Source organism: Streptacidiphilus monticola, assembly GCF_042658505.1.
GTDB lineage: Bacteria > Actinomycetota > Actinomycetes > Streptomycetales > Streptomycetaceae > Streptacidiphilus > Streptacidiphilus monticola.
This window is the reverse complement of the sequence record NZ_JBHSQJ010000142.1, coordinates 1-13,204: the sequence shown is the minus strand read 5'-3', so window position 1 is coordinate 13,204 and position 13,204 is coordinate 1. Positions and strand designations below refer to the sequence as shown.

11 protein-coding genes are annotated in these 13,204 nt (G+C 71.4%); 6 read left to right on the top strand and 5 right to left on the bottom strand.

Translation table 11 applies throughout. The features are described 5' to 3' along the window. Positions 1-183 precede the first annotated feature (183 nt). The gene (gene dxs, locus ACFP3V_RS27910; protein WP_380589218.1) at positions 184-2,118 is read left to right on the top strand and encodes a 1-deoxy-D-xylulose-5-phosphate synthase; all 1,935 of its coding nucleotides are present in this window, start codon (positions 184-186) and stop codon (positions 2,116-2,118) included. Next, a complete protein-coding gene (locus ACFP3V_RS27905) occupies positions 2,108-3,508 on the top strand; it encodes an aspartate aminotransferase family protein (protein WP_380589215.1) in 1,401 nt (466 codons plus the stop codon). Before dxs ends, ACFP3V_RS27905 begins: the two co-directional genes overlap by 11 nt. Positions 3,509-3,823: 315 nt before the next feature. Here the strand turns inward: ACFP3V_RS27905 and ACFP3V_RS27900 are convergent, their stop codons facing one another. The 4 genes from ACFP3V_RS27900 to ACFP3V_RS27885 form a co-directional block, all read right to left on the bottom strand. After that, positions 3,824-4,576 carry a phosphatase PAP2 family protein gene (locus ACFP3V_RS27900; RefSeq protein ID WP_380589212.1) on the bottom strand — a complete coding sequence of 251 codons (753 nt, stop codon included), beginning with the start codon at positions 4,574-4,576 and terminating at the stop codon, positions 3,824-3,826. Between the two features lie 373 nt (positions 4,577-4,949). Beyond that, a complete protein-coding gene (gene fabG, locus ACFP3V_RS27895) occupies positions 4,950-5,708 on the bottom strand; it encodes a 3-oxoacyl-ACP reductase FabG (protein WP_380589209.1) in 759 nt (252 codons plus the stop codon). A gap of 45 nt (positions 5,709-5,753) precedes the next feature. Further along, entirely contained in the window at positions 5,754-6,968 is a 1,215-nt protein-coding gene (locus ACFP3V_RS27890) for an acyl-CoA dehydrogenase family protein (RefSeq protein WP_380589206.1), read from the bottom strand. 3 nt (positions 6,969-6,971) lie between these two features. After that, entirely contained in the window at positions 6,972-7,982 is a 1,011-nt protein-coding gene (locus tag ACFP3V_RS27885) for a phosphotransferase family protein (RefSeq protein ID WP_380589203.1), read from the bottom strand. A gap of 26 nt (positions 7,983-8,008) precedes the next feature. On the opposite strand from ACFP3V_RS27885, the gene ACFP3V_RS27880 reads away from it, so the two are divergent. The 3 genes from ACFP3V_RS27880 (at position 8,009) to ACFP3V_RS27870 (ending at position 10,831) form a co-directional block, all read left to right on the top strand. Further along, positions 8,009-8,626, top strand: a complete 618-nt coding sequence (locus tag ACFP3V_RS27880) for a TetR/AcrR family transcriptional regulator (protein WP_380589200.1) — start codon at positions 8,009-8,011, stop codon at positions 8,624-8,626. A 303-nt stretch (positions 8,627-8,929) separates the two neighbouring features. After that, positions 8,930-9,772, top strand: coding sequence for a MarR family winged helix-turn-helix transcriptional regulator (locus tag ACFP3V_RS27875; RefSeq protein ID WP_380589197.1), 843 nt, complete (start codon positions 8,930-8,932; stop codon positions 9,770-9,772). Positions 9,773-10,231: 459 nt separating this feature from the next. After that, positions 10,232-10,831 (top strand): aggregation-promoting factor C-terminal-like domain-containing protein, encoded by a 600-nt coding sequence (locus tag ACFP3V_RS27870; protein ID WP_380589194.1) that lies wholly within the window; start codon positions 10,232-10,234, stop codon positions 10,829-10,831. Between the two features lie 85 nt (positions 10,832-10,916). Here the strand turns inward: ACFP3V_RS27870 and ACFP3V_RS27865 are convergent, their stop codons facing one another. Then, positions 10,917-11,750 carry a TrmB family transcriptional regulator gene (locus ACFP3V_RS27865; RefSeq protein WP_380589191.1) on the bottom strand — a complete coding sequence of 278 codons (834 nt, stop codon included), beginning with the start codon at positions 11,748-11,750 and terminating at the stop codon, positions 10,917-10,919. A 281-nt stretch (positions 11,751-12,031) separates the two neighbouring features. Between ACFP3V_RS27865 and ACFP3V_RS27860 the strand changes: the two genes are divergently transcribed. After that, positions 12,032-13,204, top strand: a 1,173-nt coding sequence (locus ACFP3V_RS27860) for a S53 family peptidase (protein WP_417774526.1), incomplete at its 3' end; no start/stop codon positions are given.

Genomic DNA, 13,204 nt, shown 5'->3' with positions numbered 1-13,204 from the left:
GTCGAAGATCGTGGAGACCCTGATCGAGGAGGCCCTCAAACTCGCCGAGCAGATGGGTGAGGAGGGAACCGCCGCGGGAGAACCGATCGTGACCGTCGGCAGCTGACCGAAGGCCCGACCCAGCCCCCGACCGACCGTCAGAACGGGCCTCGCCACGGCCTTGCACCAGGGAAGGTGAGTCGTTTGATCCTCGAATCCATCAACTCCCCGCGCGACCTGAAGCAGCTCCCCGCCGACCGGCTGCCGCACCTGGCGGAGGAGGTGCGCACCTTCCTCATCGAGGCCGTCACCCGTACGGGTGGACACCTCGGTCCCAATCTGGGTGTCGTTGAGCTCACGATTGCGTTGCACCGGGTTTTCGACTCGCCGCAGGACCCCATCCTGTTCGACACCGGCCACCAGAGCTACGTGCACAAGCTGTTGACCGGCCGTCAGGACTTCTCCCTGCTCAAGCAGAAGGGCGGGCTGGCCGGCTACCCGAGCCGGGCCGAGTCGGAGCACGACGTCATCGAGAACTCGCACGCCTCGACCGTGCTCGGCTACGCCGACGGGCTGGCCAAGGCTTTCCAACTGCGCGGCGAGACCGGCCGCCGGGTCGTCGCGGTCACCGGCGACGGCGCGCTCACCGGCGGCATGGCGTGGGAAGCCCTGAACAACATCGCCGAGGCCACGGACCGCCCGGTCGTCATCGTCGTCAACGACAACGAGCGCTCCTACGCGCCCACCATCGGCGGCCTGGCCAACCACCTGGCGACGCTGCGGACCACGCGCGGCTACGAGCAGTTCCTGCAGCTCGGCAAGGAGGCGCTGCAGCGCACCCCGGTCGTCGGCCAGCCGCTGTACGGGGCGCTGCACGGTGCCAAGAAGGGCTTCAAGGACGCCTTCGCGCCGCAGGGCATGTTCGAGGACCTGGGCATCAAGTACGTCGGCCCCATCGACGGCCACGACATCGCGGCGCTGGAGTCGGCACTGCGCCGGGCCAAGGGCTTCGGCGGACCGGTCATCGTGCACTGCATCACCGAGAAGGGCCGCGGCTACCGCGCCGCCGAGCTGGACGAGGCCGACCACTTCCACCAGGTCGGCGCGATCGACCCGGTCACCCTGGAGCCGCTTCGGCCCTCCACCGGCGTCTCCTGGACGTCGGTCTTCGGCGCCGAGATGGTCGAGATCGGCCGCGAGCGCGAGGACGTCGTCGCCATCACGGCGGCCATGCTGCAGCCGGTCGGACTCGCCAGGTTCGCCCGGGAGTTCCCCGCCCGGATCTACGACGTCGGCATCGCCGAACAGCACGCGGCCGTCTCCGCCGCGGGGCTGGCCACCGGCGGGCTGCACCCCGTCGTCGCCGTCTACGCGACCTTCCTGAACCGCGCGTTCGACCAGGTGCTGATGGACGTCGCGCTGCACCGGTGCGGCGTCACGTTCGTGCTGGACCGGGCCGGCGTCACCGGCTCCGACGGGCCGAGCCACAACGGCATGTGGGACCTGTCGATCCTTCAGGTCGTCCCCGGCATCCGGATCGCGGCCCCGCGCGACGCCGACCAGCTGCGGGCGCTGCTGCGCGAGGCCGTGGACGTGGACGACGCCCCGACCGTGCTGCGCTTCCCGAAGGCCGAGGTCGGGCCGCCCATCGCCGCCGAGGAGCGGATCGGCGGCGTGGACGTGCTGCTGCGCACCGCCCCTGCGGGCGTCCAGCCCGAGGTGCTGCTGGTCGCCGTCGGCACCATGGCCCCGGCCTGTCTGGACGCCGCGGCGCTGCTGACCGCGGACGGCATCGGTGCCACCGTGGTCGACCCGCGCTGGGTGCGGCCGGTGGACCCGGCGCTGCTCGAACTGGCCGCCCGGCACCGGCTGGTGGTCACCGTCGAGGACAACGGCCGCGTCGGCGGCGTCGGCTCGGCCGTGGCGCAGGCCCTCCGTGACGCCGAACTCGACGTGCCGACACGTACCTTGGGCATCCCGCAGGAGTTCCTCCAGCACGCCTCGCGTGGGGAGATCCTCAACGAGATCGGCCTCACCGGGCCCGGGATCGCCGCACAGACCGCCGCCTCCGCCAAGGCCCTGGGCCTGCTGGCGGGCGACCGACAACTCGCAGGAGGGGAGCCCCGCAGTGGCCTCTGACGAACTTTCCGACGCCTTCGACCTCGAAGGCCTGCTCAAGGCCCGCGGCGCGGAGCGGTACCGCCTGCACACGGAGTACCTGAACCACCAGCTGCCCCGGATGCTGCACACCATCGGCTTCGACAAGGTCTACCAGCGGGCCAAGGGTGCCTACTTCTACGACGAGGAGGGCAACGACTACCTCGACATGCTGGCCGGCTTCGGCATCTTCGCTCTCGGCCGGCACCACCCGGTGGTCCGCGACGCCCTGCACCAGGTGATGGACCTGGAGCTGGCCGACCTCACCCGCTTCGACTGCCAGCCGCTCCCCGGCCTGCTCGCGGAGAAGCTGCTCTCGCACACCCCGCACCTGGACCGCGTCTTCTTCGGCAACAGCGGCACCGAGGCGGTGGAGACCGCGCTGAAGTTCGCGCGCTATGCGACCGGCAAGCCGCGGGTGCTCTTCGCGGACCACGCGTTCCACGGCCTGACGACCGGTTCGCTCTCGGTCAACGGCGAGGACGGCTTCCGCAAGGGCTTCGCCCCGCTGCTGCCGGACACGGCGCTCCCGCTGGGCGATCTCGACGCCCTGGAGCGGGAGTTGAGGAAGGGCGACGTCGCGGCGCTGATCGTCGAGCCGATCCAGGGCAAGGGCGTCCATGCCTGCCCGCCCGGATACCTGCGCGCGGCGCAGGAGTTGCTGCACAGGCACAAGGCGCTGCTGATCGCCGACGAGGTCCAGACCGGCATCGGCCGGACCGGCGACTTCTTCGCCTACCAGCACGAGGAGGGCGTCGAGCCCGACCTGGTCTGCGCGGCCAAGGCCCTGTCGGGTGGTTACGTGCCGGTGGGCGCGACGCTGGGCAAGGAGTGGATCTTCGAGAAGGTCTACTCGTCCATGGACCGGGTGCTGGTGCACTCGGCGAGCTTCGGTTCCAACGCCCAGGCGATGGCGGCGGGCCTGGCCACGCTCCATGTGATGGAGAACGAGAAGGTCGTCGAGAACGCCCGGGCGGTCGGCGACCTGTTCCGGGAGCGGCTGGCGGCGCTGAAGCCCAAGTACGAGATGCTCGCGGACGTGCGTGGGCGGGGCCTGATGATCGGGATCGAGTTCGGCAAGCCCCAGTCGCTGAAGCTGCGCACGGGCTGGACGGCCCTGCAGGCGGCCCGGAAGGGGCTGTTCGCGCAGATGGTGGTGGTGCCGCTGATGCAGCGTCACCGGATCCTGACCCAGGTGTCCGGCGATCACTTGGAAGTCATCAAGCTGATCCCCCCGCTGATCATCACGGAGCGCGAGGTCAACCGTTTCGTCGCGGCGTTCAGCGAGGTCATGGACGAGGCACACGCGGGCACGGGCCTGATGCGCGACTTCGGCAAGACCCTCATCAAGCAGGCCGTCGCCAATCGTTAGTCGCACCCCGTCAGGGGCGCGAAGCTGTCGACATCTGCGGCTCCGCCGCGTGGGCGCGGGCAGCACACCACCCGGGGAGGACCGACCCCAGGTGCGGGACGGACCTCCCCGGGTGGTGTNCGCGTGGGCGCGGGCAGCACACCACCCGGGGAGGACCGACCCCAGGTGCGGGACGGACCTCCCCGGGTGGTGTGTCGCTCGCGGTGGGCACCTCCCGCCGTGGGGGCACCCCCGGCCGAAGGCTGGGGGAGGGTGGGAGATCCTCGCGCCCCTGGGGGCCGCGCCCTGGGTGTCGCACCCTTGGGCCGCGCCCCTCTATCGGGGCGACTCCTGCAGCTCCCGGTTCCGCGGGGCCGGGATCGGCGAAAGCGTCGGGGCGTCACCACGACGGCGGGTCACCAAGGCCTGGAGGCGGTCGTCCATCGTGCTGACGATGGGCTCGAACAACGGCAGCGCCAGCAGCACCAGCAGGCCCGACGCCCACCCCGCCAGGACGTCGGAGACCCAGTGCGTGCCCAGGTACACCGTCGTCACGCCGACCGAGAAGCCCATCCAGCCGGCCAGCACCGCGCCGGCCCGGCGGCCGCGGATGGCCAGGTAGGCCAGCACACCCCAGGTCACGACGGCGTTGGCCGTGTGCCCGGAGGGAAATATGCCGCCGCCCATGAACAGCTCGTTGGACCCGAAGACGTGTGCGTAGTGGGGTCCGAGCCGTCCGGTGAAGATCTTGACCGCGCCCACGGTCATGTTGAGCAGCACCAAGGCCACCGCCAGGATCAGCAGGGGCCGCCAGCTGCGGGTGCGCCAGGAGCGCCAGGCCAGCCAGGCGGTCGCGGCGATCGCGGAGGGGCCGCGCTGGCCGGTGACGACGTAGAGGTTGAGGAAGTCGTTGAGCTTGGGCAGTCGCTGGTAGGGCGCCCAGAGCATGACCTTCCAGTCCAGGGCGACGAGCCTGGACGTGGTCAGAACCGCGACGATCACCGCCAGGTAGAAGGCGGCGACGAGGCAGAAGAGCACCGCATGCCCCCGGCTGACCGGCAGCCGGTCCCAGATGCCCGCGGGTGGCACGGGAGGGGGTGGGGTGTTTCGGGCTTCTCTCGGCTCGGCTCTCTTCTGACTACGCACCCTTTCGACGTTACCGTGTTCCGTCGGAGCGCCTGCCAGTCACTCCTTGTTCGTGATGACCGCGTGACCTCGGCAATGTCGGGGCCGGATAAACAGACCCTGGGTTTCACACAATCTCCGCCGCGCCGCCACGTCCGGATGTGACCTACTTCATGCTGGCCCTGTGCACGTTTGACCGAGTCGGCGGCTGGGAAAGGCCCGCGCTTCGAAAATGGGTTGCAGGACCGGTCGGTTGTATTCCTCGGCGAATGGCGAAAATATCCGGCCAGCGGGGCGCCAATTCCGTCCGGAATTCGCACCCCGCCGGCCAGGGGTGCTAATCCAGCGGGCCGCCGGCGACGTAGACGACCTGGCCGGAGACGAAGCCCGCGCCCTCGCTCACCAGGAAGGAGACGGTGTGGGCGATGTCCTCGGGGGTGCCCACGCGGCCGACCGGGATCTGTGTGGCGGCCGCGGCCTTGAAGTCGTCGAAGGACATGCCGACCCGCTCGGCGGTCGCGGCGGTCATGTCCGTGGCAATGAAGCCCGGGGCGACCGCGTTGGCGGTGATGCCGAACTTGCCCAGCTCCTTGGCCAGCGTCTTGGTGAAGCCCTGCAGGCCCGCCTTGGCGGCGGAGTAGTTGGCCTGCCCGCGGTTGCCCAGCGCGGAGGAGGAGGACAGGTTGACGATCCGGCCGTAGCCGGCGTCCACCATGTGCTTCTGCACGGCCTTGGACATCAGGAACGCACCCTTGAGGTGGACGTTCATGACGGTGTCCCAGTCCGACTCGGACATCTTGAACAGCAGGTTGTCGCGCAGCACGCCGGCGTTGTTCACCAGCACGGTCGGCGCGCCCAACTCGGCGACCACGCGCTCGACGGCCGCGGCGACCTGCTCCGCGTTGCTGACGTCCGCGCCGACGGCGAGGGCCCGGCCGCCCGCGGCGGTGATCTGCGCGACGGTGTCCTTGCCGTGCGCCTCGTCGAGGTCCAGCACGGCGACGGCGAAGCCGTCGGCGGCCAGCCGGACGGCGGTGGCGGCGCCGATGCCGCGCGCGGCCCCGGTGACGATGGCGACGCGGTTCTGCTCGGACATGTTCGTCCTTCCTTGAGGGAGAGGGTTGTTGACGGGAAGTCAGTTCTACCGGTTCAGATAGGGCTTGAGCTCGCGGCGGGCCAGGGAGCGGCGGTGCACCTCGTCCGGCCCGTCGGCCAGCCGCAGCGTCCGGGCCTGGGCCCAGAGCTGGGCGAGCGGGAAGTCCTGGGAGACGCCGCCGGCGCCGTGCGCCTGGATGGCCTTGTCCACGATCCACTCCACGGTCCGCGGTGTGGCGATCTTGATGGCCTGGATCTCGGTGTGCGCGCCCTTGTTGCCGACGGTGTCCATCAGCCAGGCGGTCTTGAGCACCAGCAGCCGCAACTGCTCGATCCGCACCCGGGACTCGGCGATCCACTCCTGGACCACGCCCTGCTCGGCGAGCGGCTTGCCGAAGGCGACCCGGTCCACGGCCCGGCGGCACATCAGCTCCACGGCCCGCTCGGCCATGCCGATGAGCCGCATGCAGTGGTGGATGCGGCCCGGCCCCAGACGGGCCTGGGCGATGGCGAAGCCCATCCCCTCGCCCGCGATGATGTTCGAGGCCGGGACGCGGACGTCGGTGAAGACGACCTCGGCGTGGCCGCCGTGCGGGCCGTCGGTGTAGCCGAACACCTCCATGCCGCGGCGCACCTCGACGCCGGGGGTGTCCCGGGGGACCAGGATCATGCTCTGCTGCCGGTGCTTGGGCGCGTCCGGATCGGTCCGGCCCATGACGATCATGATCTCGCACTCCGGGGCCATGGCCCCCGACGCGAACCACTTGCGGCCGTTGACGACGTACTCGTCCCCGTCGCGCTCGATCCGGGTGGCGATGTTGCTCGCGTCCGAGGAGGCCACGTCGGGCTCGGTCATGCAGAAGGCGGAGCGGATCTCGCCCTCCAGCAGCGGGGTGAGCCACCGTGCCTGCTGCTCCGGGGTGCCGAACTCGGCCAGCACCTCCATGTTGCCGGTGTCCGGTGCGGCGCAGTTGACCGCTTCCGGGGCCAGGTGCGGGCTGCGGCCGGTGAGTTCGGCCAGCGGCGCGTACTGAAGGTTCGTCAGGCCGGCCCCGTGCTCGCCCGGGAGGAAGAGGTTCCACAGCCCGCGCTTGCGGGCCTCCGCCTTGAGCTCGGCCATCACCGGGAGGCGGGCCCAGGGGTCGGCGGTTTCGCGGAACTGGACGGCGGCGACCGGCTCCGCCGGGTAGACGTGCTCGTCGAGGAAGGCGAGGAGCTGCCCGCGCAGCTCCTCGGTGCGGGCGTCGTAGCCGAAGTCCATGGCTCAGGCCTCTCCGTGGTCGGCCAGGGCGTCCAGCGCGGCGGCGACCAGCGGCGGCACGACGGCGCCGATGCCGGAGAAGCCCTCGCCCACGGTCTTGCCCTGGGTGTAGCGGTAGTGGATGCCCTCCGCGATGACCGCCAGCTTGTACTGGGCGAAGGCGGTGTACCAGGGGAGGGGGGCGAGGTCCAGGCCGGTGCGGGCCGCGTAGCGTTCGACCAGTTCGGCCATGCCCGGGAAGCCGGCCTCGGGCCGGACCGCGGCGGTGACGGCGTTGCCGGGCATCCGGTCCGCCATCTCCCAGTACACCTGCATCAGCCCGACGTCGGCGAGCGGGTCGCCGAGCGTGGCCATCTCCCAGTCGAGGACGGCCGCGATGCTGTCGTCCGCTGCGGCGATGGTGTTGTCCAGGCGGTAGTCGCCGTGCACGACCGTGGCGCGCTGCGGCGCGGGGACGGCGGCGGCGAGCCTGCGCTGCAGCTCCTCGATGCCCGGGATCTCCCGGCTGCGGCTGGCCTCGAACTGCCGGTGCCAGCGGGAGACCTGACGCTCCAGGTAGCCCTCCGGCCGACCGAAGTCGGCGAGGCCCACGGCGGCCGGTTCCACGCCGTGCAGCTCGGCCAGCACGTCCACGAGGGCGAAGGAGAGGGCGCGGGCGCGCTCGGGGCTGAGCGCGGCGGCGTCGGCCGCGGTGCGGTAGACGGTGCCGGGCACCTCCTCCATGAGGTAGAAGGGAGCACCGAGCACGTCCGGGTCCTCGCACAGCAGCTCCACCCGGGGCACCGGCACCCCGGTCGGCGCCAGCGCCGCCAGCACCCGGTACTCCCGGGCCATGTCGTGCGCGGTCGCCAGCACATGGCCCAGCGGCGGTCGGCGCAGCACCCAGCGGCGCTCGCCGTCGGTGAGGCGGTAGGTGAGGTTGGACTTGCCGCCCGCGATGAGTTCCGCCGCCAGCGGCGGGGAGTCGAGGCGGGCGCGCAGCCGGTCCAGGTCGAGTCCGGGGGGAGAGCTCATGCGCGCCACCATACCGACCAGTAGGTATGCGGGCTAGACTGCCCTGCGGAACACGTCGAGTGAGGGAGACCACCGTGGGAGTGCCGGAGCGGTTGCTGGAGACGGCGAGCCGGCTGTTCGCCGAGCGCGGCTTCGCGCCCACCTCGGTGCAGGAGATCGTCGCCGCCGCGGGTGTCACCAAGGGCGCGATGTACCACTACTACTCCTCCAAGGACGACCTGCTGCAGGAGATCTACTCGAGGCTGCTCGCGCTGCAGTCCGCCCGGCTGGAGGAGATCGCCTCAGGGCCCGGCCCGGTCGCCGACCGGCTGGCCGAGGCGGCCGCCGACGTCGTGGTCACGACGCTGTCGCACCTCGACGACGCGATGGTCTCCTGGCGTTCCATGCACATGCTGCCCCCCGAGCGGCTGGCCCAGGTCCGTGCCGAGCGGCGCCGCTACCACGAGCGGTTCCGCGGGCTGATCGAGGAGGGGCAGGCAGAGGGCCGCTTCCGCAGTGACATCCCCGCCGACCTGGTGACCCATCAGTTCTTCGGCGGCGTGCACCACCTCGGCAGCTGGTACCGGCCGGAGGGGGAGCTGACCCCCGAGGACATCGGCAGGTCCTTTGCCGACCTTTTGCTCAGCAGCCTCGCCAAGAGCTGATCCGACGCCCGGAAAACCTCGCATATCACGATTCAGATGCAGCTCTCCGCAGCGTGTCGTCTTGCCACAGATGGTTTGTATAGTGTGCGCCAACAGCCGACGGCTGCCCGGTAGCCCCCGCCTCCACAAGACCCCCACAGCGGTCCCGAGGCGCGATCCGCGCCGCCTGCCCATCACACGCGAGCGCGCCGCATCCGCGTCGCGCGTCGCATCACATTCCTGGACGGTTCCATGGTGCTGGGGGATATCGCAATGACAGGTACCGCCCCTCGCTTGTGCCAGTCGCCGGGTCAGTTGATCCGGGTGGCGCAGCAGGTCCACACGCGTCTGTGGGCCGAGCACGTGGGCGCCGAGCTGACGGCTCCTCAGTATGCCGCCCTGATCGCCCTGGCCGTCGAGCCGGGTGCCGACCAGCGGACGGTAGGGGAGCGCGCCTCCCTCGACAAGGCCACGATGGCCGAGATGGTGGGCCGCCTGGTCCGCCGCGGCCTGGTGCTGCGCCGCCGCGATCCGGCCGACGGCCGGCGCAAGCTGCTCTCGCTCTCCCCGCTGGGCACCCAGGTGATGAACGACGCCTCGCCGGGCGTCGCCCAGGTGCAGCAGCGCCTGCTCGACCCGCTCTCCGAGGCCGAGCGCTCCGAACTGATGATGGCGCTGGCCCGGCTGGCCCGCATGGACGACATCGCCCTGGAGACGATGGTCGACGCCCGTCCGCTGCTCGACGCGCCCCGGGTGGTCGGCTACCTGATCCGGGTGGCCCAGCAGGTCCACACCCGTCTCTGGGCGGAGCTGGTCCCGGGCGACCTGACGGCGCCTCAGCACGCGGTGCTGGAGGCGCTCGCCGAGGAGCCCGGCATGGACCAGCGCACCGTCGGGGAGCGCACCTCCCTGGACAAGGCCACCATGGCCGAGCTGATCAGCCGTCTGGTCCGGCGCGGACTGGTGCTGCGCCGGCGCGACCCGGCCGACGGCCGCCGGAACCTGCTCTCGCTGTCGCCCGCGGGCGAGCAGCTCCTGAGCCAGGTGTCCGAGGGCGTCGCCGGGGTCCAGCAGCAGCTGCTGGCCCCGCTGGACGACCCGGAGCGCGAGCGGGTGCTCGTGCTGCTGAGCCGGGTCGCCCGTCTGGGCGCCGAACTGGCCGACTGAACGAAGCCGCCGCGGACCGCGGGCGGGCGATGCCCGGGCCTGCGGGAGTGACGCTCGCCACACCGGCGAGCCCCCCTACTAGCGCCCATAGTTGATCGTCCGGCATCACCCCAAGGCCGTCTCCCCGATTGCGGGGAGGCGGCCTTTGTGCTCGTGCGGCGGAGTCCGCGCGGCGAAGGCGGGGGAGCGAAGAGGCGAAGGCGCGGAGACGGCGAACGCCGTTCGAATACGGAGTCGCATAGTAGCAGCGGGCCTTGGAACCAGCTGAGAGCCCGGCTAAGAATGGCCGGGTCGTCAGGGCGGCCCCGGCTCTCTCCGAGCGGGAAGCCGCCTTCAGCCAGGCACCGCCCACCGAGACCGGGGTGCCCAAGGCGCCGGCCGACATCGCAGGGCCCCTGTCCCGCCCTGCGATCGCCATGCGGCCGCAGCGTACAGCCAACCGATTGAGGTTCCTTTCGCATGCCTTCCCTGCCCAGCTTCAACCTGCGCAAGAAGACGATCGCGACGGTCGCCGGCGCGACCGCCGCTGCCGGCCTGGCCGTCTCGGCCGCCGTCGCGCTGCCGGCCGGCGGGGCCGGCAGGACGATAGCCGAGCCGAACGCGCAGGCCGTGGCCGCCAGCCAGTCCGCCCAGGCCCAGGCCGAGGCGCCCGCGTCCGCCTCCGCGAGGGCCGCCGCCGCGCAGAAGGCCGCCGCGCAGAAGGCCGCGCAGGAGCGCGCCGCCGCGGCCGCCAAGGCCGCCGCCAACCGGTCCCAGAGCCGGGCCACGCTGACCGGCAGCCCGCAGCAGATCGCGGCGCAGATCGTGCCGGCCGACCAGCTGGCCTCGTTCAGCGAGATCATCTCGCACGAGAGCGGCTGGAACGTCTACGCGACCAACCCCTCCTCCGGCGCCTACGGTCTGGGCCAGGCCCTGCCGGGCTCGAAGATGGCCTCCGCGGGCGCCGACTGGCGCACCAACCCGGCCACCCAGATCCGCTGGGCGCTGGACTACATGAACCAGACCTACGGCTCGCCGAACGCGGCCTGGGCCTTCTGGCAGGCCCACAACTGGTACTGACGAACCGTCGGCTGACCGTCCGTCAGCGGACATGCCCGGAGGGGGCGCGGGTCACCCGCGCCCCCTCCGCCGCTCCGGACAGGCCCTACGAGCCGGCGGTCCGCAGGGTCATCGCCTGCTCCAGCGTCGGCGCCTCGTCCCAGAGTGCCTGGAAGGCCAGCCGCAGCGTCTCGGCCAGCGAGGGGTGGCGGATGACCAGCGCGGTCGTCGCCTCGGCGCGGGCGACCGGGTCAGGCATGTCGCACATCACCGTCGAGCCGTCGGCGACGATCATCTTGAGCGGCAGCGCCTCCGCGATCCGGATCTCCTCGCCGGCCTCCACGAAGCGCAGCGCGATGTCGAGCAGTTCGGGATCGTCCAGCAGGTCCTTGGTGTAGAGCGAGCGCATGGTCAGCGAGGCCGCGCGCAGCCTGGCCGCCGCGGCGAGGCCGGCCGTGTTCTCGGTCGGGGTGATGTAGGGCGGCTTGGAGAAGCTCAGCAGCTCGCGCTCGGCCTCGGTCTGGATGCGGGCGAAGCGGTCGCTGATGTCCGCCGCGTCGCGCAGCACCTCGACGTAGTCGAGCGGGTCGGTGTGGGTGCGGCCGCTGCTCCAGGTCGGCAGCAGTTCCGCCGCGAGCTCGGTGGAGAGCCGCTCCAGCCGGCCGAGCGAGCGGCGCTGCTGCTCCATCAACCGGTCCACCGCGATCTCGGGCGCCACCGCCGAATAGCCGGCCACGCGGCCCGGGTGCAGCACTGCGAGCTGACGCCGGGTCAGGCCCTCCAGCACGTCGTAGACCCGCTGACGCGGGACCTGGGCCTCGCGGGCGACTTCGGCCGCCGTGAAGACGTCGCGGCGGATGAGCGCGAGGTAGACCCGGGCCTCGTAGTTGGTGAGGCCGAGCTCCTCGAGATCCGCGGCGCGTCTGTCGTCCGTGTGCATGCGTGAACCGTAGCGGCGCAGGTGCCGGTTCTGGCAAGCACCATCCGCGACTTGGCGGGTCCGGGCGGCCGGGTGGGGGGATTTTTCCGGACACTCGGCGAGCTGAAGGGCGTCTTGTGGGCCCTCCGCGGCTTCGCTATCTTCGTCCCGCCAAGCACCCCGCGACGGGGTGACAGCAGCACTGGGCTGTCATGCGCATGAAACATGTGGGCAACAACGGCAGCTTCCGCACGGTCCCAGTACGGCCCCTGCACGTCCACCCCCACCTCCAGGAGGGCACGTTGCTCCACCGTCCCGTCCACCGAGCGGCCGCCGCGGCCATATCCGTGTCCGCGGTCGTCGCCGCCGCCCTGGGTGTCATCGCGCCCAGCGCCTCCGCGGCGACCTCGACCCCCAAGGTCAAGCAGCTCTGCGCGACGCCGGCCAAGCCGCACCAGATGGCCTGCCTCGCGCTGGCCCGCACCGACGTGGTGCAGCCCCACGCGTTCAGCCTGAACGCGGTCAGCCCGATGGCCACGCCCTCGGGCTACGGACCGTCCGACCTGCTCAGCGCGTACAACCTGCCCGCCAACGGCGGCGCGGGCGCCACGGTCGCGATCGTCGACGCGAACGACGACCCGAACGCCGAGTCCGACCTGGCCACCTACCGCAGCCAGTACGGCCTGCCGTCCTGCACCACGGCGAACGGCTGCTTCAAGAAGGTCGACCAGAACGGCGGCACCAACTACCCGACCGCCGACTCGGGTTGGGCCGGCGAGATCTCGCTGGACCTGGACATGGTCTCCGCGATCGCGCCCAACGCCCACATCATCCTGGTCGAGGCCGCCTCGGCGAACATGAGCGACCTCGGCACCGCCGTCAACCGCGCGGTCGCCATGGGCGCCAAGTACGTCTCCAACAGCTACGGCGGCAGCGAGGACTCCACCGACCTGAGCGCCGACAGCTCCTACTTCAACCACCCGGGCGTCGCCATCACCGTCTCCGCCGGTGACAGCGCCTACGGTGCCGAGTACCCGGCGGCCTCGCAGTACGTCACCTCGGTCGGCGGCACCTCGCTGTCACGGGCCTCGAACAGCCGCGGCTGGACCGAGTCGGTCTGGAAGACCAGCTCCACCGAGGGCACCGGCTCCGGCTGCTCCGCCTATGACCCCAAGCCCAGCTGGCAGACCGACAGCGGCTGCTCCAAGCGCACCATCGCCGACGTCTCCGCCGTCGCCGACCCGGCCACCGGCGTCGCCGTCTACGACAGCTACCAGGCGAGCGGCTGGCAGGTCTACGGCGGCACCAGCGCCTCCGCGCCGATCATCGCGGGCGTGTACGCGGTGGCGGGCACCCCGGGCAGCAGCGACTACCCGTCCAAGTACCCGTACCAGCACACCAGTTCGCTGAACGACGTGGCCTCGGGCAACAACGGGTCCTGCTCGCCGTCCTACCTGTGCACCGCGGGCACCGGC

What these genes read in the sequence shown, in the direction of transcription:
- fabG (WP_380589209.1), bottom strand. Translation starts at nt 5,708, where the DNA reads ATGTCCGAGCAGAACCGCGTCGCCATCGTCACCGGGGCCGCGCGCGGC.
- ACFP3V_RS27890 (WP_380589206.1), bottom strand. Translation starts at nt 6,968, where the DNA reads ATGGACTTCGGCTACGACGCCCGCACCGAGGAGCTGCGCGGGCAGCTC.
- ACFP3V_RS27885 (WP_380589203.1), bottom strand. Translation starts at nt 7,982, where the DNA reads ATGAGCTCTCCCCCCGGACTCGACCTGGACCGGCTGCGCGCCCGCCTC.
- ACFP3V_RS27880 (WP_380589200.1), top strand. Translation starts at nt 8,009, where the DNA reads ATGCGGGCTAGACTGCCCTGCGGAACACGTCGAGTGAGGGAGACCACC.
- ACFP3V_RS27870 (WP_380589194.1), top strand. Translation starts at nt 10,232, where the DNA reads ATGCCTTCCCTGCCCAGCTTCAACCTGCGCAAGAAGACGATCGCGACG.
- ACFP3V_RS27865 (WP_380589191.1), bottom strand. Translation starts at nt 11,750, where the DNA reads ATGCACACGGACGACAGACGCGCCGCGGATCTCGAGGAGCTCGGCCTC.